The organism is Wolbachia endosymbiont (group B) of Schoenobius gigantella (genome assembly GCF_964031005.1).
Taxonomy (GTDB): domain Bacteria; phylum Pseudomonadota; class Alphaproteobacteria; order Rickettsiales; family Anaplasmataceae; genus Wolbachia; species Wolbachia pipientis.
The window spans coordinates 1510139-1533243 of sequence record NZ_OZ035002.1; the positions used below are offsets into that span (position 1 = coordinate 1510139).

Below are 23105 nucleotides of genomic sequence, written 5' to 3' on the forward strand. Positions count from 1 at the left end.
TATGTCTATTTTATCGATACTCCTGTTTATCAGTCTTTCTTTACTCAACACTTCAAATAAATTGATGATATGTGCTGCCTTATTTGTGGGAGCTGCTTTAGTTGTAAATTCAATGGTTGAATTTTATGGCAGAAGCAAAGCTACGTACAACTTAATAGTGTGTACAGCGCTATGTTGTGTTTTTAAATGGCAAAGTTTTAATTTGATGATATTGATTTCATATACTGCAATTTTAGTATCTCTTCTCTCAAGCATAATTATTTTTGAAAAATTGAAGTCCAAGTTGAATTTTCATATGGCAAATTTCATTACTTTAATTATAGCATCAGTGGTTGATAGTGCCGTTGTATGTGTTGGATTACTATACAAATTTTCTGCAGGTAAATGCCTATCAATATATACTAGAGACTTAATTTTTAAGTTTTCTTATGCGTCAGTATTGAGCATCTGTTTGTTTGTAGGAATGTATTTATTTTGCTTGGCAAACAAGAAGTATTTTAAGATTTCCACATAACCTGTTTTCTGATATAGCTAAACTGACTTTGGGTCCTAGGGGTGTATTTGGTGCGTAACAACAGTTTAGAATTTATAGGTAGCCTAAACCCACAACTGTACAAACATTATGATTTGAGCCTATCAGGGGGGTGTCATTCCAGTCTGGAATCCAGAAAAAAGAATGGTGTCATCCCAGTGCTTGACACATAGCTGTACGAACATTCATTTTTGAAGGTAAATTGCACAGCAAATGGTGTCATTCCAGTCTGGAATCCAGAAATTTTGCTTATAACTGAGCTGATGAGCTAAAGGTAGTTGTCTTACGCTAAAACAAACGTTTTTAATTAAGTTGCATAGAACCAGTGTCTGGGCACTGGCCCACTGGTGGGAATTGCTCCTAAACTACAACGTTCGTACAGCTATGTGCTTGACACTGGGATGACATCATAGGGGCACTGGCCTACTTAACCGTCATACCGTCGCGGTATCTCAGCCGCTAACAAGTAGCGGAATGACGATTTATCAAACGCTGCCTAATTTTCCGTAACAGTTGAAAAAATCAATAGAAAATCAATATATCACTATAAATTCACGTATTTTGAGGCTATAATGGTTAATACGTTATATGGTATAATATGGACGATTTTATCAGAGTTAAGGGCGCAAGGGAACATAATCTGCAAGGTGTAGACGTCAATATACCGAAAAATAAGCTAGTTGTTATAACTGGGCTAAGTGGTTCTGGCAAGTCTAGCCTTGCATTTGATACGATTTATGCAGAAGGCCAACGCCGGTACGTTGAAAGCCTGTCAGCTTACGCGCGTCAATTTCTCAACATTCAGGATAAACCAGATGTTGAGTCGATTACAGGTCTCTCTCCTGCAATATCTATCAACCAGAAATCGATCTCAAAAAATCCAAGGTCAACAGTTGGAACTGTTACCGAAATTTACGATTACTTGCGCTTAGTATATGCACGAATAGGAGTTCCTTATTCACCTGCAACTGGATTACCAATAACAAAACAAACGGTGTCTCAAATTGTAGACACTATAATTGCGTTACCTTTAGAAACTAAGATATATATACTTGCCCCTGTTGTGCGTGGTAGAAAGGGAGAACATCTTAAAGAGATATTGGAAATTAAAAGACAAGGTTACGTAAGGTTCAAAATAGATGGTGAAGTGTACAATGTAGATGACTTGCCTAAACTCGATAAGAACAAGAAACACGACGTTTTTGTGGTTGCAGATAGAATATCAATATTGGGCGATATAGGAAATCGACTGCCAAGTAGTATAGAATCCGCACTAAAACTTGGTAATGGTCTAATGTATGTAGAAATAGTAAACCTACCTGACAACCATAATTCCGAGTATAAAAATGGTCAAATTCTGACTTTTTCAGAGAATTTTGCATGCCCCGAGTCTGGTTTCACTCTTGAGGAAATAGAACCAAGATTATTTTCTTTTAACAGCCCTTACGGTGCATGTGGTTCGTGTAATGGGCTTGGTAAAAAACTAAGTGTTGATATAAAGCTAATAGTACCGGATGAAACTCTTTCAATATCTGAGGGTGCTTTAAAGCCAGTGGGATCAATGTTCCGCCAAGTGCACACAGGTTATGGATTTCTAAAAAGTGCAATTCTATCACTGGCTGAAAACTACAAATTTAACCTTGATATTCCGTGGAAGAACATAGATCAAGAAGTAAAAGATATGATACTCTTTGGCTCTAATAAATTTCAAGGTTTGATCAGTATCTTGGAGAACCAGATGGATTATGATGAAACACTTGTTGAGCGATATTGCTCTGTCACTCACTGCAGAGAATGCACTGGCTATAGATTGAGAAAAGAAGCGCTTACAGTAAAAATTGATAGCAAACATATAGGTGAAATATCAGGGCTTAGTATCGATGAATCCCTTAAGTGGTTTGAAAATTTGCCAGACAAGCTCACAGAACAACAGAAGCAAATCTCAAATAAAATACTAAGTGAAATAATCAAGAGGCTAACATTTTTAAAGAATGTAGGGTTGAATTACCTAACGCTTGATCGAGAATCTAGCACTCTCTCTGGCGGTGAGAGTCAGAGGATCAGACTTGCTTCGCAAATTGGCTCAGGATTAACGGGGGTTTTATATGTTCTTGATGAACCCTCGATTGGCCTTCATCAATGTGATAATGATCGGTTAATTGCCACACTAAAAAACTTAAGAGACATGGGTAACACTGTAATCGTTGTTGAGCATGATGAAGATACAATAATGGCTGCTGATTATGCGATTGATATTGGTCCTGGAGCTGGCGTAAATGGTGGAAAAGTTGTTGCAGAAGGAACACCAGACCAGGTGCAAAGAAATTCAGGGAGCATAACAGGGCAATATTTGAGTGGAGAGAAAAAAATTTTAATTCCAAGGAGAAGAAAGCAAGCAACTCAGTTCATAAAAGTAATAAATGCATGTGAAAATAACTTAAAAAATGTAAACGTTAAATTTCCTATAGGGAATCTTATTTGTGTTACTGGAATATCAGGAGGGGGAAAATCAAGTTTAGTCATAGAAACGTTATATAAATATTCAGCACATAAGATACATCATTCGTCTGCAAGGTATGGTCAGTGTGATAGAATAGAAGGCCTTGAATATATAGATAAAGTTATAGAAGTTGATCAGTCGCCAATTGGTAGAACTCCTGCGTCAAATCCAGCAACATATGTTGGTATGTTCACTCATATAAGAAATTGGTTTGCAGGTCTTTCGGAGTCAAAAGCAAGGGGATATAATATAGGCCGGTTTTCATTTAATACCAGAGGGGGAAGGTGTGAGGCTTGTAAAGGTGATGGGCACTTAAAGATAGAGATGCATTTTCTACCGGACGTTTATGTGAAGTGTGAGCAATGTAAAGGGCGAAGGTATAATCGGGAAACATTGGAAGTTACTTATAAAGAAAAATCAATCTCTGATGTGCTTGATATGACGATAGATCAGGCTTGTGATTTTTTTGAAAACCTTCCAATGGTAAAAGAAAAGTTGGTTTCTTTACAGGAAGTAGGGCTTGGCTATATAAAACTCGGACAGTCGTCAACAACGTTGTCTGGGGGTGAAGCACAACGAATAAAGCTGTCCAAAGAGCTATCAAAACGATTTACCGGAAGAACATTGTATATTCTTGATGAGCCAACAACTGGATTACACTTTGAAGATATAAATAACTTACTAAAAATACTCCATAGATTAGTCAATCTGGGAAACACTGTTATAGTTATCGAGCACAATTTGCACGTTATAAAAACTGCAGATTATATAATAGACATCGGACCAGAGGGCGGAATAAAAGGCGGAGAAGTGATTGCTACTGGAACTCCAGAAGAAGTGGTAAAAATTCCAGAAAGTGTTACAGGCAGGTATCTTAAAACGTATTTATTATAAACTATTTCTTAATTATATTAGGCTAGGTTGCATATTTATGATTTGGAGATAAGAATGTCAGTATATCGATACTTTAGAAGGTACGTTGAATATGGAGTTGTACCTGCTAAGAAAGCAGAAGATAACACACTAGTTCCAGAAAATAGTTTCTATAAATCTGTACGTTACGTTGATAATGTGCTAGGACCTGTGAAAGATGTAATTTGTGGAGTTGAGAGTAAAGACAATTATAACAAGTATTATCAAGATAATGATAAACGTGGGTCACAGGGCAGAGAAAGTGTATTCATTGTGTGCACTTGGTGCTATTTTAGCAGCCAACATAATATTGCAACCTTTATGTTTGATACTATAACTAAAGTGACTTAGGTTTACCGACGATTTGATAAACGACAAATTCGTCATCCCGCTGCTTGTTAGCGGGATCTAGAGATACCGCGGCGGTATGACGTAGGAAAACCTGACTTGCACTAGCTACAGCACCCAGCAGTGGCTCAGTTTGAACTATATTGAAATGGAATAAAAAGTGAAAGAGTGTAAGCTTAAGTTACTTTAGCTATACTATATAAATTATTTTATAATATATTTAATGAGTTGTGAACCTTCTCTTACTAAAAAAAGCTACAAATCTCATATTTCCAAGCGTATGCGTAAGTTGCGAATGTATCATTGATGAAAATCTTAATCTGTGTAGTGAATGCAACAAAAAAATCAATTTTCTAACTAAGCATTACTGCAATGTTTGTGGCGTAGTAATCTCAGACAATATTTATACGTGTGGTAAGTGCATCATCAATCCTCCACCGTTTAAAGTATTAAGATCAGTTTTTGCTTATGATCAACATAGTAGAAACATGATTATAAATTTCAAATTTTTTGATAATTTGAATTACGTAAAAATCTATGCAAAGTGGATACACCAAGCTAATCAGGATACATTTCAGAACGCAGAGATCATAATCCCTATACCGTTACATAAAATGCGCTTGTTTAAACGTAAATATAATCAAGCAGCACTGCTTGCAAAAGAATTGAGTAAGTTGTCCAATTTATCCTATACGCCATTTGCAATAAAACGCCTTCGCCATACTGCGCCTCAAGCTGGTCTTTCACTTAAACAGCGTGAAAAAAATTTAAAGAAGGCTTTTAAAACAAGCAACAAGAAAATTATCGAAAATAAAATCGTGATATTAGTTGATGATGTGGTAACAACCGGAGCAACTGTAAGATCTTGCTCTCAGGAAATTTTAAACTCCGGTGCAAAAGAAGTGAGAGTGCTATCACTTGCAAGAACGGTGAATGATTGTGAGGCTATTACATAAAATCTTGGCTTGCTTTTACTATATCCATAAAATTATAATTTATAGTTGAATAGTTGTTGGGGAGCGTATGAGTATAAAAGAGCAAGAAATTGATGCTATATTCCAAGAAATAGAGCAAGAATCAAAAGAAAGTGACATAATTGAAGAAATTAAGCAAAAGCTGCTCGCATGTAACCAAGATACATACAATCAGTGGAAAAGACTTAATTTTCACATAGATCATTTATTTGAAATACGGCAAGAGATTACCCATGCTTCTAGGTATTATACTACTGCGTTAAACATTGCTGCTCATAAAGGCTTAGTAAAAACAGTAAGACGTCTACTGGAGAAAGGTGCAGAGGTTAGTACACGCGATGGTGGTGGACACACTGCTCTGCATTGTGCCGCTAGCAGCGGTAATACGGAAATAATAGAATTACTACTGGAGCAAGGAGCACATATTCACTCATGTTCTAAACTTGGCTCAACACCGCTGCATTTTGCTGCTACTAATAATCATATAAATGCAGTGAGGTGCCTGTTAAATAAAGGAGCTAGTCCTTTAGCACTAGATAATAATAATTCCATTCCCAGTATGTTTGCTACAGACAAAGAGGTGATTGCTGTCTTGGAGAAAGCAGAAGAAGAGAAGCATAAGGAAAATGCTGCTGCTTTAAAGAAAGCAGAAGAAGAAAAACATAAGAGAGAAATGGAATGTAAGAAAAAAAGGCAAGCAAAAATGATTGCTGTAGGTGGTATTGCAACTGCATTGATAGTGGCGGGTATTGGATACATTGTTGAATTACCTATACTAGTAACTATTGGTATATCTGTATCCATTGCATTAGTATCTGTTTGCATTGCGTACGTAATGTCAAAACCTAACACTAAAATGGAAGGAACAGAGAGCTCTGTACAGGAAATTGGTCAGAGTATATAGGTCAAGATAAAACTTTACTTTTAATAACCTCAACATCACTAAACTCAAAGGTTTGATTCCCTATGATTTGAAATTTCTCATGTCCTTTTCCTGCAACCAGCAGAATCATACCCTCGTTATAGGCAATATCTATGCCTTTTTCTATGGCTTCTTTCCTGTCCCCTATCTCCAGTGCACTAGGACAATATAGCAAAATATCGTGGCGAATTTTTGCAGGATCTTCATCACGCGGATTGTCATCTGTGATTATTACTTTGTCTGCATACATTTGTGCTATTTTACCCATTTCTGAACGCTTCTTCCGATCACGATTGCCACCGCATCCAAAAACTAGGACTATTTTTTTGTTGAAGTGCCATTTTAAAGACAACAGGGCTTGTTTAAGCGCACTTGGAGTGTGTGCGTAATCCACGAATGCAAAAGGTTTAACTTTTTCCATTCTTCCTGGTGGAGAAACGAGTTTACCTATAGATATTTCTCTGTAATTCAGTCCAGACGAGGTAACTATACCAATTGCACACAACAGATTATATGCTTGAAATTGCCCCAAAACTGGAAAAAACATGTTATAAATTTCATCGCCAATTTTAATTGTAAGGTATTGACCATTAGGGGTTGGTGTTTGCTCTAATAAAGTAATATCAGAACCTGTTTTTCCATAGGTGATAACTTTGTTGCTGCGTTTTTCAGCTATTTTAAGCAATGCATGGTACTCATTTATATCCGCATTTAAAATTACTGTTTCTCCCTCTGGTAGTACCTCATAAAATAACCTTTTCTTAGCCTCAAAATACTCATCGATACTCTTATGATAGTCCAAATGATCTTGCGAGAAATTAGTAAAAGCTGCAGCAGTGAACCTAAGTCCATGAATTCTGTATTGGTCAATTCCATGGCTTGAAGCCTCTAATGCTAATTGTTCTACGTTCTTACTATTTATACCACATAATGTGGAATAAAGGTCATCTGCGCCTGGAGTGGTAAGATTATCGCTATTATCTTCTCTGTCATTATTGATGCATGTTCCAAGTGTTCCAATAGACGCAGCATTATAGCCAGAGTTTTGCCAGATCTGGCGGCAAAATTCTACTACTGAAGTTTTACCATTTGTACCAGTTACAGCAGCAACATATTTGGGCTGTTTGAATTGATAAAACCTGCTGACTATTTCTCTGTATATTTCTTGAGGGTTTGGGTGGTCAAGCACTGCAAAACTCGGAGTATTTGTCATGCAAGTAGCTGACACTGGAATCCAGTTTTTATTATGCAATTGCTTAGTGTGTTCATTTGCAATTAAATTTTCTGGATCCAAGTAGTCAAGCACTGGGATGACATCTTTTTTGGTTCCTTGTATGACAACGTCTACACAGTCGTGTGCGTGATACTGGGATTCAGTAGGAAAAATCTGGATACATGCTGGTTTTCTAGATTCCAGCGTCACGCGCTGGAATGACACCGCAGACACACAAACAAAAAGATAACCTTCCTTTACTCTATTGGGATTACATGTAACGCCCTTGATTTCAATATCAAAGTTAACATCAATAATGTTATGCAGTAATTCTCTCAGTTTCATCTGCCAGTTTTAGTGTTCAAACATGGCAACCTTGCTAGTGCAGCATTTAAATCAGAGATTAAATCTTCAGGATCTTCCAGTCCACAAAATATCCGTATAAAACTTCCACCATAATCTGAATTCATTACAGATCTTGACATAGATCTACGATCTATTGGTAATATCAAACTGTCGCATCCTCCCCAAGAAGCACCGATACCAAAAATTTTCATGTGATCAACCATGCAGCTTAGTTCTTCACATGAATATTCTCTATCTAGTGCTATACTGAATGTGCCGCTTGCTCCTTTGAAGTAACTTTTCCATAATTCGTGTTGAGGATGGGAGGGAAGTGCTGGATACAAAACTTTTTTGATTTTTGAATGTTTTTCTAGCCACTTTGCCACTTCCATTGCTGTATTTTGGTGCCTTTTCATACGTGTGTACAATGTTCTAAGTCCCCTATGTGCAAGGTAGCAGTCGTGCGATTGAATGGTTACCCCATAATTTTTATAGCTCTCATAAAGCAATTTAAAAATTTCACCTTCAGCAATAATAGCCCCCATCACTAAATCTGAGTGACCGGCTAGATACTTTGTCACCGCATATAGTGCAACATCAACTCCATAATCAAGCGGCTTAAATAACAAAGGAGTGGCCCATGAATTGTCACAAACGGTCACAATTTTATGTTCCTTAGCAACTTTTACTATATGCTCTATATTCGAAATCTCAAACGTTACAGAACCAGGAGTCTCGATCATTATCAATGAAGTATTACTCTGAATTAAATCAGTTATATCCTGTGTTGGATCATAAAAAGTTACTTCTGTTCCTCTTTTTGGTAGCTCATTTTCTGCAAACCTCCTAAGCCTATAATAACTATTATCTTGAATTAAAACGTGCGAGCCTGCTTTAGCGAAAGTTAGAATAGCAAAAGTAAGTGCAAATAGTCCGGAAGGATAAATAAGCGCTTGTCCACTCCCTTCAATTTCAGCCAGTGCATTTGAAAGATAATGAACAGTAGGAGTACCAACATTACTGTAGCTATAATCCCTTGCAACACCATCGTTGATTACATCGTATATACTTTCTCCATTTGCTGCATTTAAGTAGTCCTTGTAAGTAGGGAATAATATGGTAGAAGAATGATAAACTGGCGGGTTCATGGAACCTTTATAGTCATTAAATTTTCTTCCTGCTTTAACTAATATAGACTCTTCCTTCACATTTTTATTATTTATTTTTTAAATTGTACTCATCTTGCGTATACAAGTGAAGAGAAATTGCATGTATTAGCTCTATCTCACCCTTCAATAACTCATAAATCAACTTGTGTCTTTTTAGAACGCTCATTCCAATAAAGCCGTCAGATATTAATATTAATTTAATGTGCGAAGGTAATGTTGAAGATGAAGCAAAATAATGATCAGCATGCTTTGCTGATTCATCGATAATGTTGATATCAATTACATCTATCGAATCGCGTATCTTTTCTTCTATTGCCTTAATAATGTCCATAATGGTTTCTTTAAGCAACAATATGCTCCTCCTGTCATCTCAGTGTCAGCTACTCGGATGACAGGAAAAGTGATCACAATTATTTATTCTCTTCTTTATTATCTATGTCTTGATAATCAGAATCTACTACTTTTTCCTCTTTATCATTTGGATTTCCTTCTGATGAAAAGCCATTTTCAGCACTATTTTGTTGAGATGTTTGATACATAGCTTCTCCAAGTTTCATAGATAATTGAGAAAGATTAGTAACTTTCTGCTGTATTGAATCAGCGTCATCAATGTTATCAGATTTACTAACTTCTTTTAATTCGTTAACTGCATTTTCAATAGCAGATCTATCTTCTGGTGAAACTTTATCACCATACTCTGTCAGAGACTTTTCTGTAGAATGGACTAAGCTATCCGCTTGATTCTTCACTTCAATAAACTTTTTGCGCTTTTCATCTTCTTGCGCTTTTTCTTCAGCTTCTTTTACCATGCGATTTATTTCATTATCAGATAAACCACCTGAAGATTGAATGCGTATTTTTTGCTCTTTTCCAGTAGCTTTATCTTTTGCAGAAACGTGTGCTATTCCATTTGCATCTATATCAAATGTCACTTCAATTTGTGGCCTTCCGCGCGGAGCAGGAGGTATCCCTTCCAAACTAAACTGACCGAGTAGCTTATTATCAACTGCCAGTTTTCTTTCACCCTGATGCACCTTAATTGTAACAGCTGTTTGGTTATCTTCTGCAGTTGAAAACACCTGAGATTTTTTAGTAGGAATTGTAGTATTACGCTCAATAAGTGGAGTGAATACTCCTCCTAGAGTTTCAATACCAAGAGAAAGTGGGGTCACATCAAGTAGTAACACATCTCTTACATCACCTTGAATGATCCCCGCCTGTATTGCAGCTCCAATTGCTACAACTTCATCAGGGTTAACTCCTCTATGTGGATCTTTGCCAAAGAATTCTTTAACTTTCTCTATGACTTTTGGCATACGAGTCATGCCACCAACAAGAACCACTTCGCCAATTTGACTAGCAGATAAACCAGCATCCTCAAGAGCTTTTTTACAAGGAGCCATAGTTCTTTCGATTAAATCATTCACTAAGCTTTCAAGTTTTGCTCTCGTTAATTTCATATTTAAGTGTTTTGGACCACTTGCATCAGCTGTAATAAACGGTAGATTTATTTCCGTTTCCATTGCACTTGATAATTCAATTTTCGCTTTTTCAGCAGCTTCTTTGATTCTTTGCATAGCCATTGGATCATTTTTCAAATCAATGCCATTACTTTTCTTGAATTCATCTAGTAAATAACTCACTACTCCATTATCAAAGTCTTCACCTCCAAGATGGGTATCACCGTTTGTTGCTTTCACTTCGAAAACTCCATCACCTATTTCAAGTATTGAAACGTCAAATGTACCACCACCAAGGTCATATACTACTATTGTGTGCCCATGTTTCTTATCAAGACCATAAGCAAGTGCTGCAGCAGTCGGTTCATTTACTATTCTGAGTACATTTAATCCGGCAATTTTTCCTGCATCTTTTGTTGCTTGACGTTGAGAGTCGTTGAAGTATGCTGGCACTGTTATCACAGCATCTTTTACTTCCTCTCCAAGATAAGCTTCTGCTGCCTCTTTCATGTTTTGCAGTATAAATGCACCAATTTGACTAGGAGAATATTCTTTATTATCAGTTGTTTTAACCCATGCATCACCACTTTTTGCTGCAAATACTTTGTATGGTACACTTAGATTTTTCATCTCAGGATCACTATATTGACGGCCTATTAATCTCTTAGTAGCAAAAAAGGTATTACTTGCATTGGTGGTTGCTTGCCTTTTTGCTGGAGCACCAATCAACCTTTCTCCTGAAGAAGTCAATGCAACTATAGATGGAGTAGTTCTTGCCCCTTCTTTATTTTCTATTACCTTTGTATCCTTGCCCTGCATTATTGCAACACAAGAATTTGTTGTTCCGAGATCTATGCCTATTGCTCTTCCCATAATGAGTACCCCATTGTAAATATTATCTGATATAAGAATATATAAGTATAGGGCTCATTAATTACAAGCCCAATTTAGGTTTCTAATTAGTTATTAGAACTTAAAAGGCGCGAAAGCCACTTAGTCAGCCAAAAATTGCCTCGTAGTTTATTTGAATTATCAGCTTCTTCATTGCTGCTATCCCCAATTTGGTATCCAGAGTTCTGTAATGGCTTATAACCGTTTAAATTAACATCATCTCCTTGTTTTAAAACAAATGTATTTACATCTAAACTGTTATCAATACTAACGTTCAATGTAATATTAAACTCTTTTTCGATTGTAGAAACTGTATTGCGTTTGTTATTAAAAATGTGCGCTATAACTGCACTGTGTGCTACTAAATCAAAAGACTTATTTCGATTCTTGTTAGCAATATGTTGTAAATCCCTTAGTATTGATGAAACAATTACTTCGTTTGATTTTACTCTTCCAGTACCTTTGCAGTGTAAACACTCTGTAGTATTAATTTCTTGTATGTTTGGTTTAATTCTTTGCCTTGAAAATACCATTAAACCAAAGTCATTTATGTAGCTAAATTGAACTTTAGCTTTATCATCTTTAAACGCTTGCTTTATAGCAGACTCAACAGCTCTGCAATACTGATATTTCAACATATCAATAAAATCGACTACTATTAATCCTGATAGGCCCCTAAGATTCACCTGTCTTGATATTTCAGGTACTGCTTCCATGTTGGTTCTATAAGCTGTTTCTTCTATGCTATCTTCTCCTGTCATCTTTCCTGAATTTACGTCTATTGAAACAAACGCCTCAGTTAAAGTTATTATCAAAGACCCACCAGATGGCAATTCTACTCTATTGCTATATAACTCAGAAATTTGATCTTCGATTCCGTAGTAAGTAAAGATCGGAGCATAACCTCTATACAATCTATAGCGCAACTTACTACCTTTTAGTGCATTGTTAGCATATTGCCTAACTGCCTCAAAAGCTTCCTTTCCAGACACTATAACTTCTATACCATCGCTACAAAAATCACGAACAGATCTCATAATTACATCTGCTTCATTGTAAATTAATGATGGAACGTTTACAGAGAAGGCATTTTTTTGAATGCTCTGCCATAATGAGGATAAGTAATTGTAATCCTGCTCAATTTCTTTCTTATTTTTTCCTGAACCAACAGTTCTTACTATTAAACCTGATCTTTTTGGCAAGTTTATTGAACTCAGTATCTCCTTTAACTGCTTTCTGACATTAGCATCTTCAATTCTGCGGGACACTCCACCTTTGCTCATGGAATTTGGCATGAAAACACAGTATCTACCCACTAAAGTTATGTATGTTGTAAATGAAGCTCCTTTATTGCCTCGTTCCTCTTTAGTTAGCTGGACCAATACTTTTTGATTTACTGAAATAACATCTTGTAATTTGTATTTTTTATATAAAGGTACCTCTCTTACAAAACCACTACCTGATCCGTTGACATTCTTACTAGCTGCAGAATCTGAAGAAACATTTGCTGAGGCTTCTTCTATACAATCGTCATTTGAGTAGCCCTCAAAGATAGTTTCCTTTTCTTTTTCTGGAATGTTGAAGTAATCTAGAGATATCTCGGAAAAAGACAAAAAACCTTGCTTATTTTTCCCATATTCAATAAATACGGCTTGCAAAGAAGGCTCTATACGCTTTATATAAGCAACGTATATATTACCTCTTAATTGTTTTTTTTCCTTGAATTCTTGTTCAAATTCTACAACCTTGTTATTAATTGACAAGGCAACTCTTACCTCATTAGAACAGATAGAATTTTCTATCAATAATACCCTTTTACCACTATTTGTCACTTATTTACCGTTTGCTTTTTATTCTGAAGTTAACTTTATGCTACTTAATGCACTGTTGATTGTCAAGGATTTTGCAATCTGCATTATTCGATTGACTTTTAGTATTTTGCGTAATAAACTCGCATAGAATTTATTATATCATTATAAGTATGGCGAAAAAAAATGCTTCTTTGCTCGTTAAGTTAGTCAGCACTGCAATCAAGATAACAAAAACTGGTGAAGAAAAATCAACTGGCTATTTTTATGTAAAAAAGCGTAATCCAAAAAAGCTCACCAAAAAACTGGAGTTTAGGAAGTATGACCCAGTAGTCAGAAGGCATGTGTTATTTAAAGAAGAAAAACTAAAGTAATTTTTTTATAAGGAATTTTATTATTATGCAAAATTTACAATTAAGTTATCCTATAATAGTAGAGTTGGGGGATGTGAAAGATACAAAACTGAAATTAATAAAGGTCATTGCACAATTAATAAGTAAGAAGTACACAACACAGAAAAAAGCAGCAAACGCTCTAAAGATTGATCAACCTAAAGTATCTCAAATCAATAGGTCAAAAATCGAAGGGTTCTCCTTAGAATACTTGCTTAACTTATTGATTGTATTGGGCCAAGACATAAACGTAAGAATAAAGCATAATTCTAAACCTGCATAATATGGTATCCGTTCAGCGGAGTGGCAAAATAAGGTAGACAAGATAAATCAATCTCGGTGTCAAGCACTGGGATGACAAGGTATAAACCTTATCGTCATGCCGCCGCGAACCGTCATACCGCGATTCATTCGCGGTATCTCTAGATCCCGCTAACAAGTAGCGGGATGACGGTTATCAGGCCAGCACCCCTACGATGTCATCCCAGTGCTTGACACTGGGATGGCTTTGTTGCATCGCTCAAGTGAAAAGAACTGGCAGTTACTGACAAAATTCATTATAAATAGCCATTTAACTGTTGAAGAAAAAATATGACACAAAAAATGAGAGTCAGTAACTGCCATGAATATAACAAATTTCTCCAAGAAAGAGGAAGCATTTTTTGTTATATCAATGACGCCATAGAAAATTGGTACGAGAATTGTCCAAAAATGCAGGGCGGCAACTATATTTATAGTGATAAAGTTGTGATTTTGGTGCATATAATCGTCAGTTTCTTTAGAATTGGTTTAAGACAAACAGTCGGGTTTATAAAAGGGTATTTGCAACAAATAGGAAGAGATTTGCAACTATTCACAAGCATCAAAAGAAACTTAATATTAAGATAAATGATTGCAGAAAATAATATGGAAGATATCGAAATTGCTATAGACAGTACAGGAATTAGTATATACAACAACACTCCTGAAGGAAAATAGCACTGACAGAAAATATCGTGGCTATGAGCAAACGAGAAAATTGCACGTAATGTTGAATATAAACAACAAAAAAGCCATAGCTGTAAAATACAGTAACGGCTGATCACTATGGAGCTTGTGATTTGCTAAAAGAAGTTGATTTTCAGCATGCCATAAAAGCACTATATGCAGATAGAGCATGTGATAGGCACAAGTTTTATAAGTTGTGTAACGAATATGATATAAAGACAAAAATTCCACCAATAAACAATGCGGCAGAACATCCAGAAATAGATTATATGTCTGACAGGAATGCTGCTATTAGGTTAATAAAATTATACGGTGAAGATGGCATGAAAGAATGGAAAAAAGAAGTAAATTATGGGAAAAGATCTTATATTGAAGGGTTTTTCTCAAGATTAAAGCAAATATTCGGATTTAGTTTTAGGAATAAATCTGAGATAAATCGAGAAAAAGAACTAAATGCTATTTGCTTAATAAATTCACTGATATTGGTATGGCTAAATTTGAGATAGTTACATGAATTTACCATAAATCACCATCTCATAAAGTGTGATGCAACAAAGCCCACTGGGATCCAGGAATTTTATTAAGTTAGTAAGCATAAAAGCAGCCATTTTATGTTAAAATACAACGTTTTGATGATTATGAAAAAGCTGGATTCCAGACTGGAATGACACCATTTGTTGTAAACTCACTTCTTCTTGATTTGTAGAACAATAAAACAGTAAGCTAAAAGGGAACTTATTACTCAACAAAACAAGACTTAAAATTTTGTGCAATGCTATTGATTATAGCTAGATATGCATCTTTTCCAGGCTCTATGTCTGATCCAATAGGATCAAGAACTACCATTTTTGCGTCATTAGAAAGGGCGTTAGGCTTTATGCTATCTTCCTGTGAATGAGCAAATATACATTTAACGTTTTCTTCCTTCATTATCTTTTTTAGCTTCATTAAACTCTTCATACCTATGTAAGAATCCTCTTCTATGGAAAGAATAGCGCTTGGATGATTTAGACCGAAATATTTTTCAAAATATTGATAAGCATCATGAGTAACGATGTATTTTTGATTTTTAAAATCATTCAGTTCTTTCATGATTTCTTTTACTTCTTGGTCTATTTTTTTTATAGCTTTTGTTGCATTAGAACTGTATCGATGGGAATTTCCTTTATCTATGTCAGACAATGTTGCACTTATAGAAAGTATCATGCTCTTTGCATTTTCGGGACTCAGCCACATGTGTAAATCTTTTTCATCTTGAATGTGAGTGATTTTTCTAGAAAATGAATGTGGCCGAGTAGGAAGTAGGTTGATTGCCTTTGACAATTGCACTAGTTCTTTATTATTTTTGGCGAAAGTTTGAACAAACGTCTCTAAGTTATCGTCAACATAAAATATAACGTCACTTGATTCTAAATTACTCGCATCAGATGGCTTTAATATATAATTATGTGCAGATGTTGCATAGCCAAGCAATTCCGGTTCTAAAATCCCTTCTGTAACAGAAGCTACAAGTGAGTGGATAGGTTTGATTGTAGCTACAACTTTTAAATTGGATGAAAAGGCAATATTATAGTATAGTGTAAGTGAAAGTAATAGAAAAAAAGCCAGTAAATGTCTCATATAAACGTTGAGAAGAAGTTAAATTTTGTCAATAAATTGAATAATGTCAATAATCGTGTTCTAAAAATAGAAAATCTTGCTCTCGCATATGATGGTAAAAGAATCCTTGACAATATCAATATGTTCATGGAAAGAGGAGACATAATTACAATACTTGGTCCAAATGGTGGAGGTAAAACCTCTTTAGTGAAAGCAATTGCTGGTATAAATAAAAATTATACTGGAAATATTGTGTTAGCTGAGAACACAAAAATTAGCTACATGCCGCAAAATTTTAGTATTAGTAATTTGATGCCAATAACAGTTGAATATTTTCTTTTAAATAGCTCCTTGAAAAGACTAAAGAAAAATCAATCCATTATTACAGAAACGATAGAGTTGGCTGGTATCGGTAACATTTTGAAAAATCAAGTGTTAGAAATTTCTGCAGGGCAAACACAATTATTACTGCTTGCACGTTGTTTAATTGCAGAGCCTGACTTGATCATTCTAGATGAACCAGTTAGTGCAATGGATATTAACGCGCGGGCTAAATTTTATGATATTATAAATAAAATAGCAAAAAAACGATTGGTATCGATTCTTATGACTTCTCATGATCTTAACTCTGCTCTACCATCCTCAGATTACATAATTTGTATAAATAATACTATCTATTGCCAAGGCAAGCCTGATGAGATTATGAAAAATAGAACCCTAAATGAAATATTTAGCAGTTACGCAGCGAAATGATTCAAAATATTTTGCGTCTTCTGCACATAACTACGGTGCTGACGCGTTACAATATATTACCTTATTTACTTCCACCATCAAAAAAATCAATAAATAAAATACAAGGCCACAAGCTAAAGTGTGCTCTTGAAAAATTAGGTCCGGTGTTCATTAAGTTTGGGCAGTCTATCTCATCACGTACTGATGTTTTAAATGAGGATATAACAAATAACTTGTTATTGATATGTGATAGATTGCCATCATTTTCACATAAAATAGCAGTTAAAACTATAGAAAGTGAGTTTAATTGTAAATTGAGCGACATTTTTTCAAGCTTTTCTGAAAAGCCAATTGCAGCAGCATCGATTTCTCAGGTGCATAGAGCGGTTACAACTGAGGGTAAGGAAGTTGCTGTGAAGGTTTTAAGGCCAAATATTGAGAAAACATTCTCAAGGGATATAAAAATGCTTTCTTGGCTTGCAGAAATTGCAGAAAAATTTAGCGAACAATCAAAAAGGCTGAGGCCAATTGAATTAGTCAAAACTTTTGCTGAAATTTGCCGATTAGAGTTAGATCTACGTTTTGAAGCTGCTCACTCTTCGGAACTAAAGGAAAACACAAAAAATGACAGAGGTTTTTACGTACCTGAAATAGATTGGAATAGAACTTCGAAAAAGGTTTTAACATTAGAATGGATAGAAGCAACGCCAATATACGAAGTTGAAAAACTGAATAATCGTAAGCAAATAGCTATCAATCTTATAGAATCGTTTTGCAATCAAGTATACAGGGATTGTTTTTTTCATGCTGATATGCATCCTGGAAATCTAATGGTTGATAGTAATAACAATATTATTGCCCTGGATTGTGGAATCATGGGTAGAATAGATCGTGAGACATGCTATTACGTTATAGAGATACTCAAAGGCTTTTTAAATCGGGATTATGATCACGTTGCAAAAATGCACTTTAGGGCTGGTTATGTTTCATCACAGCATAGAAATTTTGTCACAGCTTGCAGGGCAATAGGTGAACCCATTATTGGGCAGCCTATACAGAAGATTTCATTTGCTAGTTTACTTGCTCAGCTATTAAAAATAACTGGTGATTTTGATATGAAAGTTCAAACACAATTGTTATTGCTGCAGAAAACTATGATTTTACTGGAAGGGACATGTAGAAAGATCTACTCAGAAATCAATATGTGGAAAGTAGTTGAAGCGTGGATAAGCAGTCAACATGAAAATAAAATAGGGTATAGGGAAAAAATTAGAAGTTCTTATCCTGTAAAAACAATCCAAGGGATATTTAGCCTTATAGAAAAATTAAACCTAATAGCTGATAAAAAATTAGAAAACATCCAAATTAAAAATAAATCAAATGGAAAAGTCTATTTTTTATTGTGGTTTGTAATTATAATTCTAATCGTTAAACTTTTAATTTCTTAAACTATGGGAAAAAACTGCGTCAAATCCAATTTTTATTCAACTTAATTTTTAATCTGCAGGAGCCGAGTTGAGAATGTCCAATTTTCCACTTTCTTTATGTATCTGTTCAGCAGAGTGGCAAAATAAGGTAGACGAGAAAAGACAACTATAGGAACAAATGGGTGTCATGCCAGTGCGTGACACTGGCCTCTTGTTTCAATGTTAAACAAAATACCATAGAATTCAAAAAGACAATTCCTAGAAAATTTCTACATCCAAAAAAGGCATAAGTTATGTTAATGCTGTTTGAATGAGATGATATAAAGATAAGCCAAATTTTTACAAAGAAAACATTTCAAGCAGCAAGACACCTTTGATTGAAAGAGAGCACCAAATTTATGGGGTGAGTAACTGCGCTATTTCAACTATAGTATTTTCTAAAACGAATGATAAACGTCTAAAATGGTATTACCAACTAAAAGGTGTAAGTCTGTACATTGATGCATTAGAGGTCTGAGGCAACTTTTGATGGTGTGCCAACAATGCTCTATCGGATTTAGATCAGGTGAATATGTTGGAAGATAAAGCAAATGACAGCCAAAAGACTCTATTAATGACTTTGTTTTGGGAGTTTTATGGAATGTAGCATTATCCATAACTATGGTTGTATCACGCTGTAATTGTGGAAGTAATCTTCGCTCTAACCATACATTAAATATATCTTTATTACACCCTCCTGTGAAGGTCATTGGTGCAATAAACTTCTCATCCACCTATTATACTCACTCTTTCCCGCTTTTTTCCTGGAACATCAGCATATATTTTTTCTCCTCTTGGAGCTCGTGCATATTCTCGGTATAGTCTATTATCAACTCCTGCTTCATCTATATATAAAATGCTACAGTGGTCTATTTTTGAGACTTTATCGATAAATTGCTGCCTATCTTCTTGATTGCGCTCTTGATAGAATGTGACTTTTTTTAAAGGTTATTTTTAGCTGTCTTAATCTATACCAAATTGCACTTATCCCAAAGCCAAGGTTTTGTTTCATTTCTGCTAGTGTGTGATCTGGGTGTTTTTTGACATATTCTTTGAGTATTTCTGGATCTATTTTTCGAATAAAACCAGTACTTTTTACCGCTTTGAGACCTTGGCCAGTAGCTTTCTTTTTTAGCCATCTATATAGTGTTGCTATCCCTATCTCAAAAACCTCTGCAACTTCAACCTTTGACTTTCCTTTTTCTACCAAAGACACTGCTTTTTCCCTTAAATCTACACTATATACCATCGCTTTCCCTACTTTAAAAAAACATATTATACCTTTATCATTCGCTTTTGAAAATACTATAGTTAGCGGAATGACGGTTTTTCAAATTGTCGGTAAATCTAAGTCAGTTTAGCTATAATTTCCTAAATTTGCTCACAATCTCTTGACTTGACACATATGTTTTTTTCCCAAATGTTACTATCTTCCTCCTTTTCCTTTCTCAATTTGTGCAACCATTTCCTTTACATTTGCATGCGTGAGAAGGGAATTTTTGCTGACATGAGATTTTGGATCAGATTTTGCTGTTACGTGTTTCGTTGCAGATCTTTTATTCTCTGTTAGAAATGAATGAGATTGTTTTTTCTTCACACCGATATCCGCTTGTGCTGCTGGAGTGGTTTTGCTTTCAGCAAGCTGTACATTAGCATTTCCTTTTGCTTGATTTTGCTCAAATTTTTCTTTTAATGCCTTTACTTTACTGCCCATCTCGCGATTAGCTCCTCCTTTCATAGTAGCTGCTGCTACTTTTGGTATCGCCTTACCAGCAGCTTTTTGTGCTGATTTCCTATTGTCTTGATTTTCAGATTTTAGTGGTACTCTTTCAGCTGATTTTTTAAGAATTACTCCTACTACTTTTGGCTCTGTGCTTACTTTTTGATTAGCACGGCTTAGATTTTTAGGCTTTGGCGGTACTGCAGGTTTATCTTTGATTACCACTTTCGATTCTTGTCTAACTTCTTGACCAGTAGTAAACATTTTTTTTGGCACTTGCGGTGGTTTTGGTGGTACGAGGGATTGAGGTTGTTGTTTCTGCTTACGTTCTCTTTTTGCTTCTATATGTTCTTTAGGAACTGTTGCATAAATTGGCTCTTCTTTGGGCGATTTTGAACTCTGCGAATTTTCTATTAAAATTTTACTCTTCTTCTCTTGATAATTTGATATCTCTTTGTATACAGACTCTTCATTTAATGAACTTCCATAGCCTGAATCTTCTCTCTGCTCATATAAAGGATTTTCCTTTTGCTTTTTCTCTTGATAATTTGATATGTCTTCATATTCAGACCCCTGATCTAATGAACTTTCATAGCCTGAATCCTCAGAAGGATTTTCCTTAGCATCAGGCATACTAAAACTATTAGCTCCTTTTAGTAAAGAAGATGTAGACTTTGCCTTGCTTTCTCCATCTGAGGATATTTCTGATTTAAAGCGTACCTTCCTCGAATCTGGAGCAGCCGGAGGTGCTGTTGTTGGTCGCTTTATTTGCCTCATGCGATTACCACCTAATTTTTCTTTCGGCTGTTCTTCTTTTCGCAGCTCAAAAGTACCTTCCTTTTGCTTTCTACCTTCCAAACTCACTTCGTGTGATCTATCTTTTCCTTGACTCTTTTCACTTTGTTCTAAATTTAAAGAATCTTTTAAAATATTATTTTTTCTGAAATCTTTTTCTAATTGTTCCAAGAGATCAATTTTTTTTAAAATTCTTGTATACTTAGCTGCTGTTTCTAAAGTGAAACTTGACAACTCATCATTTACAAAATTACTTATACTACTGTTCTTGGTTGGAAAATTTTTTCCCAAAATTCTATTCATTAATGTTTTAAAAAGACCTAATGGCTGTTCTACATAATTGTTCAAGTCAGTATATATAACAAACTCAGCTATACCTTTTGCCTCACCTGTAAAACCTTCTAATGCATGAGATAAATCCCTTAACGTTTTGTTATATTGTTTCTCTGCATTTCCTAGCTTTACAGCTTTGATCAGAGAATCGAGATTTTTTTATAGTTCTCACTTTTAAATGGATTATTCATACTAATTACAGCTCATTATTTATTAAAATATAGATCTAAAATATTAAGATCTAGTAAATATTACTTTTGTAATTCATGTAGAACTATAGCTATAATAAGTAAGATTTCCCTACGTCATACCGCCGCGGTATCTCCAGATCCCCCTAACAACTTACTATTACCCACAAATATAAAGTTCGTGAGCAAGTCGCCATCCTTCTGCTAAATCAAAGAGACGTTTATATCCTTTCCAAAGAGTAATTGGTCCTGGTTTTGGGTCATTTTTTCTTGCTAAATGGCCTCCAAGTTCATGAAACAGCTTCTTTTATGTTGGGAACTACACTTGGACATGGTTTTCTGTGTATTTTAACGTATAAAACTTTCCATTCTTCTTCAGCTAATAAGGTAGTACATGGTAATGTTGGGTTAGCTCTTGCAATTGATGTAATAAAGAAGATCCTCCAAGCAATAATACTCATAACTGTTAGATATCTCATTAGTCTTTCTGCTATTCCAAGCCTACATTCTTCAACTTTGAGACCGGATTTAAAATTTTATGTAATATCTCTATTTTCCATCTAAGGCAATTGTAAGTTAAAAACGTGATATAAAAGAGATAAGAGAGAAAGATAACCCTGCTCACTAGGAATAGCGGGCGTGCGCGACCGAAAGGAAATTGGTATTACAACCGTTGGTATCAAGGTACGCTAGCCCTATCTCTCGATACGTTTGAATAGTTGCTTGGGACATATATATGCACCCGTTTACAATCTTAAATTAACTAAAACTATCGAGGTTTATTATGGTTACATCTTATCAAAATTTTATTGGCATTGACATCGGAAAATTTAAAAATATCGTTGCAATTCACAAACAGAAGAATGCTGTCGAATTTGATAATAATGCTTCTGGTTGGCAACAATTATTTCAAGAGTTTTCAGATATTCTACCTAATGCTTTAGTGACTTTAGAAAATACAGGGAAATATGAGCTTGGCTTATCACATTTTCTTACCGACAAAAATATTGCCGTGCATCGAGCTAATACTCGTAAAGTAAAAAGCTTTATTTTATCTCACGGAACTTTAGCAAAGTCTAGATGCAAGAGCTCTTGCTCAATATGGATTTGAACGCCATAGAACTATCTCTCTATTTGTACCTACCTCTACAGAACAATCAACTTTGGCTGCACTTTGTCAACGTCGTGATGATATTACGCAAATGAGAACTCAAGAAAAATGCAGACTTGAAGCACCGGAAAATGATCATATAAAAGAAAGCTGTCAAAAGACCATTGAGTTTTTCGATAGTCAAATAAACGAACTCAATGATACTATACAAAAGATTATTGATGAAAGCCGCGAATTACAACAACGCCAAAAAATTCTTAAAACAGTTCCTGGAAAAGTTATCACAAGATTTTTTGTGTTTAATGCCAGAGCTTGGTTACTTAAATAGAAAAGAAGTAGCAAGTCTTGCCGGAGTTGCACCGCATCCAAAAGAAAGTGGTAAAGCTGTTGGTTACCGAAGGATTACAGGTGGTAGAAGTAACGTTCGTTCAAAGCTCTTTACAGCCGCTATGGCTGCTACAAGGTCAAAATCTATACTTGGCGCCTTTTATTCTAAGCTTGTTGAAAGTGGTAAGAAGAAGATGGTGGCTATAACAGCCCTAATGCGTAAAATTATAGTAATTGCTAATACAAGACTTAAAGAAGCAATTAATTTGCATACTTAAAAATCTTCACAACGGTAACTGAAATTGGCTAATGAATATGTGCGTCCACACAGACTTAAAGCACATATTCATTAGCTTAAGCAGAAATTGCTGTGGTAGCTGT

At 35.2% G+C, this 23105-nt stretch carries 18 protein-coding genes and 4 pseudogenes; 11 read left to right on the forward strand and 11 right to left on the reverse strand.

The features are described from left to right. Position 1: 1 nt before the first annotated feature. The 5 genes from ACQH2O_RS07100 (at position 2) to ACQH2O_RS07120 (ending at position 6170) form a co-directional block, all read left to right on the forward strand. The gene (locus tag ACQH2O_RS07100; protein WP_022626376.1) at positions 2 to 514 is read left to right on the forward strand and encodes a hypothetical protein; all 513 of its coding nucleotides are present in this window, start codon (positions 2 to 4) and stop codon (positions 512 to 514) included. A gap of 616 nt (positions 515 to 1130) precedes the next feature. Further along, entirely contained in the window at positions 1131 to 3926 is a 2796-nt protein-coding gene (gene uvrA, locus ACQH2O_RS07105) for an excinuclease ABC subunit UvrA (protein ID WP_095742771.1), read from the forward strand. A 54-nt stretch (positions 3927 to 3980) separates the two neighbouring features. Next, entirely contained in the window at positions 3981 to 4295 is a 315-nt protein-coding gene (locus tag ACQH2O_RS07110; RefSeq protein ID WP_010082388.1) for a hypothetical protein, read from the forward strand. A gap of 227 nt (positions 4296 to 4522) precedes the next feature. Then, on the forward strand, positions 4523 to 5248 hold the full coding sequence (locus ACQH2O_RS07115; RefSeq protein WP_208571762.1) for a ComF family protein: 726 nt from the start codon (positions 4523 to 4525) through the stop codon (positions 5246 to 5248). A gap of 67 nt (positions 5249 to 5315) precedes the next feature. Continuing rightward, positions 5316 to 6170: an ankyrin repeat domain-containing protein gene (locus ACQH2O_RS07120; RefSeq protein WP_182282677.1), complete on the forward strand. Its 855-nt coding sequence runs from the start codon at positions 5316 to 5318 to the stop codon at positions 6168 to 6170. Position 6171: 1 nt separating this feature from the next. Here the strand turns inward: ACQH2O_RS07120 and ACQH2O_RS07125 are convergent, their stop codons facing one another. From ACQH2O_RS07125 to ACQH2O_RS07145, 5 genes and pseudogenes are all read right to left on the reverse strand, one after another. Next, on the reverse strand, positions 6172 to 7746 hold the full coding sequence (locus ACQH2O_RS07125) for a UDP-N-acetylmuramoyl-L-alanyl-D-glutamate--2,6-diaminopimelate ligase (protein WP_070356941.1): 1575 nt from the start codon (positions 7744 to 7746) through the stop codon (positions 6172 to 6174). Then, positions 7721 to 8954 (reverse strand): annotated as a pseudogene (metC, locus tag ACQH2O_RS07130) (cystathionine beta-lyase). The gene ACQH2O_RS07125 and the pseudogene metC overlap by 26 nt, the downstream one beginning before the upstream one ends. A 7-nt stretch (positions 8955 to 8961) precedes the next feature. Continuing rightward, complete coding sequence (locus ACQH2O_RS07135) at positions 8962 to 9246, reverse strand: BolA family protein (protein ID WP_010962929.1); 285 nt, start codon at positions 9244 to 9246, stop codon at positions 8962 to 8964. A gap of 79 nt (positions 9247 to 9325) precedes the next feature. Beyond that, positions 9326 to 11248 carry a molecular chaperone DnaK gene (gene dnaK, locus ACQH2O_RS07140; RefSeq protein ID WP_010962930.1) on the reverse strand — a complete coding sequence of 641 codons (1923 nt, stop codon included), beginning with the start codon at positions 11246 to 11248 and terminating at the stop codon, positions 9326 to 9328. An 86-nt stretch (positions 11249 to 11334) separates the two neighbouring features. Continuing rightward, a complete protein-coding gene (locus ACQH2O_RS07145) occupies positions 11335 to 13098 on the reverse strand; it encodes an Rne/Rng family ribonuclease (protein WP_095742804.1) in 1764 nt (587 codons plus the stop codon). 149 nt (positions 13099 to 13247) lie between these two features. Here ACQH2O_RS07145 and rpmG point away from each other — a divergent pair, with 149 nt between their 5' ends. Both rpmG and ACQH2O_RS07155 read left to right on the forward strand, forming a co-directional pair. Continuing rightward, on the forward strand, positions 13248 to 13448 hold the full coding sequence (gene rpmG / locus ACQH2O_RS07150; RefSeq protein WP_010082633.1) for a 50S ribosomal protein L33: 201 nt from the start codon (positions 13248 to 13250) through the stop codon (positions 13446 to 13448). A 25-nt stretch (positions 13449 to 13473) separates the two neighbouring features. Then, complete coding sequence (locus ACQH2O_RS07155) at positions 13474 to 13749, forward strand: helix-turn-helix domain-containing protein (RefSeq protein WP_010082632.1); 276 nt, start codon at positions 13474 to 13476, stop codon at positions 13747 to 13749. A gap of 188 nt (positions 13750 to 13937) precedes the next feature. Here ACQH2O_RS07155 and ACQH2O_RS07160 read toward each other — a convergent pair whose 3' ends face one another. Continuing rightward, positions 13938 to 14228, reverse strand: coding sequence for a hypothetical protein (locus tag ACQH2O_RS07160; RefSeq protein WP_425385396.1), 291 nt, complete (start codon positions 14226 to 14228; stop codon positions 13938 to 13940). Here ACQH2O_RS07160 and ACQH2O_RS07165 point away from each other — a divergent pair. Next, positions 14124 to 14967, forward strand: a pseudogene (locus ACQH2O_RS07165) (IS5 family transposase). The gene ACQH2O_RS07160 and the pseudogene ACQH2O_RS07165 overlap by 105 nt on opposite strands. 224 nt (positions 14968 to 15191) lie before the next feature. Here ACQH2O_RS07165 and ACQH2O_RS07170 read toward each other — a convergent pair. Further along, positions 15192 to 16073: a zinc ABC transporter substrate-binding protein gene (locus ACQH2O_RS07170; protein ID WP_010962934.1), complete on the reverse strand. Its 882-nt coding sequence runs from the start codon at positions 16071 to 16073 to the stop codon at positions 15192 to 15194. Here ACQH2O_RS07170 and ACQH2O_RS07175 point away from each other — a divergent pair. Then, positions 16065 to 16805 carry a metal ABC transporter ATP-binding protein gene (locus ACQH2O_RS07175; protein ID WP_038199232.1) on the forward strand — a complete coding sequence of 247 codons (741 nt, stop codon included), beginning with the start codon at positions 16065 to 16067 and terminating at the stop codon, positions 16803 to 16805. The genes ACQH2O_RS07170 and ACQH2O_RS07175 overlap by 9 nt on opposite strands. Then, complete coding sequence (ubiB, locus tag ACQH2O_RS07180) at positions 16802 to 18232, forward strand: 2-polyprenylphenol 6-hydroxylase (protein ID WP_070356945.1); 1431 nt, start codon at positions 16802 to 16804, stop codon at positions 18230 to 18232. Before ACQH2O_RS07175 ends, ubiB begins: the two co-directional genes overlap by 4 nt. A gap of 416 nt (positions 18233 to 18648) precedes the next feature. Here ubiB and ACQH2O_RS07185 read toward each other — a convergent pair whose 3' ends face one another. From ACQH2O_RS07185 to ACQH2O_RS07200, 4 genes and pseudogenes are all read right to left on the reverse strand, one after another. Continuing rightward, on the reverse strand, positions 18649 to 18984 hold the full coding sequence (locus ACQH2O_RS07185) for a transposase (RefSeq protein WP_049973597.1): 336 nt from the start codon (positions 18982 to 18984) through the stop codon (positions 18649 to 18651). 167 nt (positions 18985 to 19151) lie between these two features. Beyond that, on the reverse strand, positions 19152 to 19499 hold the full coding sequence (locus tag ACQH2O_RS07190) for an IS630 transposase-related protein (RefSeq protein ID WP_022626382.1): 348 nt from the start codon (positions 19497 to 19499) through the stop codon (positions 19152 to 19154). A 177-nt stretch (positions 19500 to 19676) separates the two neighbouring features. Then, positions 19677 to 21068, reverse strand: coding sequence for a hypothetical protein (locus tag ACQH2O_RS07195; RefSeq protein WP_425385177.1), 1392 nt, complete (start codon positions 21066 to 21068; stop codon positions 19677 to 19679). A gap of 378 nt (positions 21069 to 21446) precedes the next feature. Next, a pseudogene (locus ACQH2O_RS07200) lies at positions 21447 to 21854 on the reverse strand (IS4 family transposase); the annotation flags it as partial. A 216-nt stretch (positions 21855 to 22070) separates the two neighbouring features. Here ACQH2O_RS07200 and ACQH2O_RS07205 point away from each other — a divergent pair. Next, positions 22071 to 23002, forward strand: a pseudogene (locus ACQH2O_RS07205) (IS110 family transposase). Positions 23003 to 23105: the final 103 nt, after the last annotated feature.

What these genes read in the sequence shown, in the direction of transcription:
- ACQH2O_RS07170 (WP_010962934.1), bottom strand. Translation starts at nt 16,073, where the DNA reads ATGAGACATTTACTGGCTTTTTTTCTATTACTTTCACTTACACTATAC.
- ACQH2O_RS07110 (WP_010082388.1), top strand. Translation starts at nt 3,981, where the DNA reads ATGTCAGTATATCGATACTTTAGAAGGTACGTTGAATATGGAGTTGTA.
- uvrA (WP_095742771.1), top strand. Translation starts at nt 1,131, where the DNA reads ATGGACGATTTTATCAGAGTTAAGGGCGCAAGGGAACATAATCTGCAA.
- ubiB (WP_070356945.1), top strand. Translation starts at nt 16,802, where the DNA reads ATGATTCAAAATATTTTGCGTCTTCTGCACATAACTACGGTGCTGACG.
- ACQH2O_RS07155 (WP_010082632.1), top strand. Translation starts at nt 13,474, where the DNA reads ATGCAAAATTTACAATTAAGTTATCCTATAATAGTAGAGTTGGGGGAT.
- ACQH2O_RS07175 (WP_038199232.1), top strand. Translation starts at nt 16,065, where the DNA reads ATGTCTCATATAAACGTTGAGAAGAAGTTAAATTTTGTCAATAAATTG.
- dnaK (WP_010962930.1), bottom strand. Translation starts at nt 11,248, where the DNA reads ATGGGAAGAGCAATAGGCATAGATCTCGGAACAACAAATTCTTGTGTT.
- ACQH2O_RS07100 (WP_022626376.1), top strand. Translation starts at nt 2, where the DNA reads ATGTCTATTTTATCGATACTCCTGTTTATCAGTCTTTCTTTACTCAAC.
- ACQH2O_RS07120 (WP_182282677.1), top strand. Translation starts at nt 5,316, where the DNA reads ATGAGTATAAAAGAGCAAGAAATTGATGCTATATTCCAAGAAATAGAG.
- ACQH2O_RS07195 (WP_425385177.1), bottom strand. Translation starts at nt 21,068, where the DNA reads ATGAATAGAATTTTGGGAAAAAATTTTCCAACCAAGAACAGTAGTATA.
- rpmG (WP_010082633.1), top strand. Translation starts at nt 13,248, where the DNA reads ATGGCGAAAAAAAATGCTTCTTTGCTCGTTAAGTTAGTCAGCACTGCA.
- ACQH2O_RS07190 (WP_022626382.1), bottom strand. Translation starts at nt 19,499, where the DNA reads ATGGTATATAGTGTAGATTTAAGGGAAAAAGCAGTGTCTTTGGTAGAA.
- ACQH2O_RS07125 (WP_070356941.1), bottom strand. Translation starts at nt 7,746, where the DNA reads ATGAAACTGAGAGAATTACTGCATAACATTATTGATGTTAACTTTGAT.
- ACQH2O_RS07160 (WP_425385396.1), bottom strand. Translation starts at nt 14,228, where the DNA reads ATGCACCAAAATCACAACTTTATCACTATAAATATAGTTGCCGCCCTG.
- ACQH2O_RS07135 (WP_010962929.1), bottom strand. Translation starts at nt 9,246, where the DNA reads ATGGACATTATTAAGGCAATAGAAGAAAAGATACGCGATTCGATAGAT.